Source organism: Bradyrhizobium sp. P2_E8 (assembly GCF_056403875.1).
Genome location: NZ_JBFUES010000844.1, coordinates 1 through 3,306, shown reverse-complemented (window position 1 = coordinate 3,306; position 3,306 = coordinate 1). Strand labels below are relative to the sequence as shown.

The 3,306-nt window shown below is 66.2% G+C and carries 3 protein-coding genes; all 3 read right to left on the bottom strand.

From position 1 onward, the window contains the following. Positions 1-922: NADH-quinone oxidoreductase subunit NuoH (gene nuoH, locus AC1D00_RS32885; RefSeq protein ID WP_477013536.1), on the bottom strand; the 922-nt coding region annotated here is incomplete at its 3' end. Positions 923-932: 10 nt separating this feature from the next. Further along, positions 933-3,008: an NADH-quinone oxidoreductase subunit NuoG gene (gene nuoG / locus AC1D00_RS32880; RefSeq protein ID WP_477013535.1), complete on the bottom strand. Its 2,076-nt coding sequence runs from the start codon at positions 3,006-3,008 to the stop codon at positions 933-935. Positions 3,009-3,013: 5 nt separating this feature from the next. Continuing rightward, the coding region (locus tag AC1D00_RS32875) for an NADH-ubiquinone oxidoreductase-F iron-sulfur binding region domain-containing protein (protein ID WP_477013534.1) at positions 3,014-3,306 on the bottom strand (293 nt) is incomplete at its 5' end.

The following is a 3,306-nucleotide window of genomic DNA, read 5'->3' as shown; positions in this document are numbered from 1 at the left end:
GGAAGAACATGAAGAAGACTTTGAGCGAGAACCAGATGATCCCCGGCACCCAGTTGAAGGGCGGCAGGTCCACCGGCGGCAGCCAGCCTCCGAGGAACAGGATCGTCGCCAGCGCGCACATCGTGACGATCGCGACATACTCGCCGAGCATGAACAGGAGGTACGGCGTCGAGCCGTATTCGACCATGAAGCCGGCGACGAGCTCGGATTCGGCTTCGACGAGGTCGAACGGCGGACGGTTGGTTTCCGCCAGCGCCGAGACGTAGAACACCACGAACATCGGGAACAGCGGCCAGACGTACCAGTTCAGGATGGTGAGCTGCGGCAGCCCGATCAGGCCGGCAAGGCCGCGGGTATGCTGGGCCTCGACCACGGCCGACAGGTTCAGCGTGCCGGCGCAGAGCAGCACGGTGATGATGACGAAGCCGATCGAGACTTCATAGGACACCATCTGCGCCGCCGAGCGCAGCGCGGCCAGGAACGGGTATTTCGAGTTCGACGACCAGCCGGCCATGATGATGCCGTAGATCGACAGCGACGAGATCGCGAAGATGAAGAGGACGCCGACATTGATGTCGGAGATCACCCAGCCGAGATTGGTCGGGATCACCGCCCAGGCGGCGAGCGCGAGCACGCATGAGACCAGGGGAGCAAGGAGGAACACGCCCTTGTTGGCGCCGGCCGGGATGATCGGCTCCTTCAGCACGAACTTCAGCAGGTCGGCGAAGGACTGCAGCAGGCCCCAGGGGCCGACCACGTTGGGACCGCGGCGGATCTGCACTGCCGCCCAGATCTTGCGGTCGGCGAGCAGGATGTAGGCGATCGCGACCAGCAGGACGACGAGCACCAAGACGCTCTCCGCGACCATGATGATCAGCGGCCAGAGGAAACCGGTCCAGAATGCGCTTTCGAAGAATTCCATCAGGTCACGCTCACTCCGCTGCGGTCAGCATCTGCCCGGAGGCAAGCCGCGAGCACTCCGCCATCACGGCGGACGCACGCGCGATTGGGTTGGTCAAATAGAAGTCCTCGACCAGAGGCTTGAACGGCGCCTTCTCGGGCGAGCCGCCCTTACCCGCCAGCTTCTTGATCTGGTCGGCAGAGCCGGCCGCGATCTGGTCGAGACGGATCAGATGCGGCACGGCCTTGAAGATCGCCTGGCGCAGGGCGGCAAGCGAGTCGTAGCCGAGCTTCTTGCCGAGCGCTTCCGACAGCGCACGGACGATCGCCCAGTCTTCGCGGGCTTCGCCTGGCGGGAATGCGGCACGTCCCGTCATCTGCACGCGGCCTTCGGTGTTGACGTAGATCGCGGATTTCTCGGTGTAGGCGGCCGCCGGCAGGATCACGTCGGCGCGGTGCGCGCCGCGGTCGCCATGGGTGCCGACATAGACGACGAAGGTGCCGTCCGGCGCCTTGATCTCGTCGGCGCCCAGCAGGAACAGCAGGTCGAGCGTCCCGAAGGTCGTCATCTGCGCGGCGTTCAGGCCGCCGGCGGTGGCGGAGAAGCCGATGTCGAGCGCGCCGACGCGCGAGGCGGTCTCGTGCAGCACGCCGAAACCGTTCCAGCCGTCCTTGACCGCACCAACATCCATCGCGAGCTTGGCGGCAGCGGCCAGAATGGCGGCGCCGTCGTGACGCGAGGCTGCGCCCGCACCGACCAGGATAATCGGGTTCTTGGCGTTCTTCAGCACGTCCATGAAGGAGTGCTTGCCGGCCGCGAGTTCACCGAGCGTCTCGGTGCCCGCGCCGAGATGGTCGTAGTCGTAGGTCAGGTCGGCCTTGGCGCCGATCACGCCGACCTTGAAGCCGCCGGAGCGCCAGCGCTTGCGGATACGGGCGTTGAACACGGCCGCTTCCTTGCGCGGATTGGCGCCGATGACGAGCAGCGCGTCGGCCTGCTCCACGCCTGCAAGCGTCGGGTTGAAGATGTAGGAGCCGCGGCCGAGCGCGGGATCGAAGGCGTCGCCGCCCTGCACCGCCAGATTGCTCGAGCCGTATTTGGCGAGCAGATCCTTCAGCGCGAACATCTCCTCGACACCGGCGAGGTCGCCGGCGATCGCGCCGATGCGCTTGCCGTCGGTACGTGCCGCTTTCGCAGCGATCGCGGCAAAGGCCTCGGGCCAGCTCGCCGCGCGCAGCTTGCCGGCCTCGCGGATATAGGGCCGGTCGAGGCGCTGGGTGCGCAGACCGTCGAYGATGTGGCGGGTCTTGTCCGAGATCCACTCCTCGTTCACGGCCTCGTTGATACGCGGCAGCACGCGCATCACCTCGCGGCCGCGGGTATCGACGCGGATCGCCGAGCCAACGCCGTCCATGACGTCGATCGACTGGGTCTTGCCGAGCTCCCACGGACGGGCCGCAAAAGCATAGGGCTTCGAGGTCAGCGCACCGACCGGACAGATATCGACGAGGTTGCCCTGCAACTCCGACGTCAGCGCATGCTCCAGATAGGTCGTGATCTCCATGTCCTCGCCGCGACCGGTCGCGCCCATTTCAGGGGCGCCGGCGACTTCCGCCGAGAAGCGGACGCAGCGCGTGCACTGGATGCAGCGGTTCATCGAGGTCTTGACCAGCGCGCCGAGATACTTGTCCTCAACCGCGCGCTTGTTCTCGGCGAAGCGGCTGGTGTCCACACCATAGCCCATCGCCTGGTCCTGCAGGTCGCACTCGCCGCCCTGGTCGCAGATCGGGCAGTCCAGCGGATGGTTGATCAGAAGGAATTCCATCACGCCTTCGCGCGCCTTCTTCACCATCGGCGAACGGGTGGAGATTTCCGGCGGCTCGCCCTTGGGACCCGGACGGCAGTCGCGCACGCCCCAGGCGCAGCTCGCGACCGGCTTCGGGCCGCCCTTCACCTCGACGAGGCACATCCGGCAATTGCCGGCGATCGACAGCCGCTCGTGATAGCAGAAGCGCGGAATCTCGGCGCCGGCCGCCTCGCACGCCTGAAGCAGCGTGTACTCGGCCGGAACATCGATCTCTTTGCCGTCGATGATGAGCTTGGTCATGTCTCTTACTCCGCCGCGACCATGTTCACGGGATCGCGGACGCCGATATCGTCGATGTCGGCCTTGTGCGAATACTGGTCGATGCGCGCTTCGATCTCATGACGGAAATGCGCGATCAGGCCCTGGATCGGCCAGGCGGCTGCGTCGCCGAGCGCGCAGATGGTGTGGCCTTCGACCTGCTTTGTGACTTCGAGCAGCATGTCGATTTCGCGCTTGTGGGCGCGGCCGTCCGCCATGCGGGTCAGGACGCGCCACATCCACCCCGTGCCCTCGCGGCACGGCGTGCACTGGCCGCAGC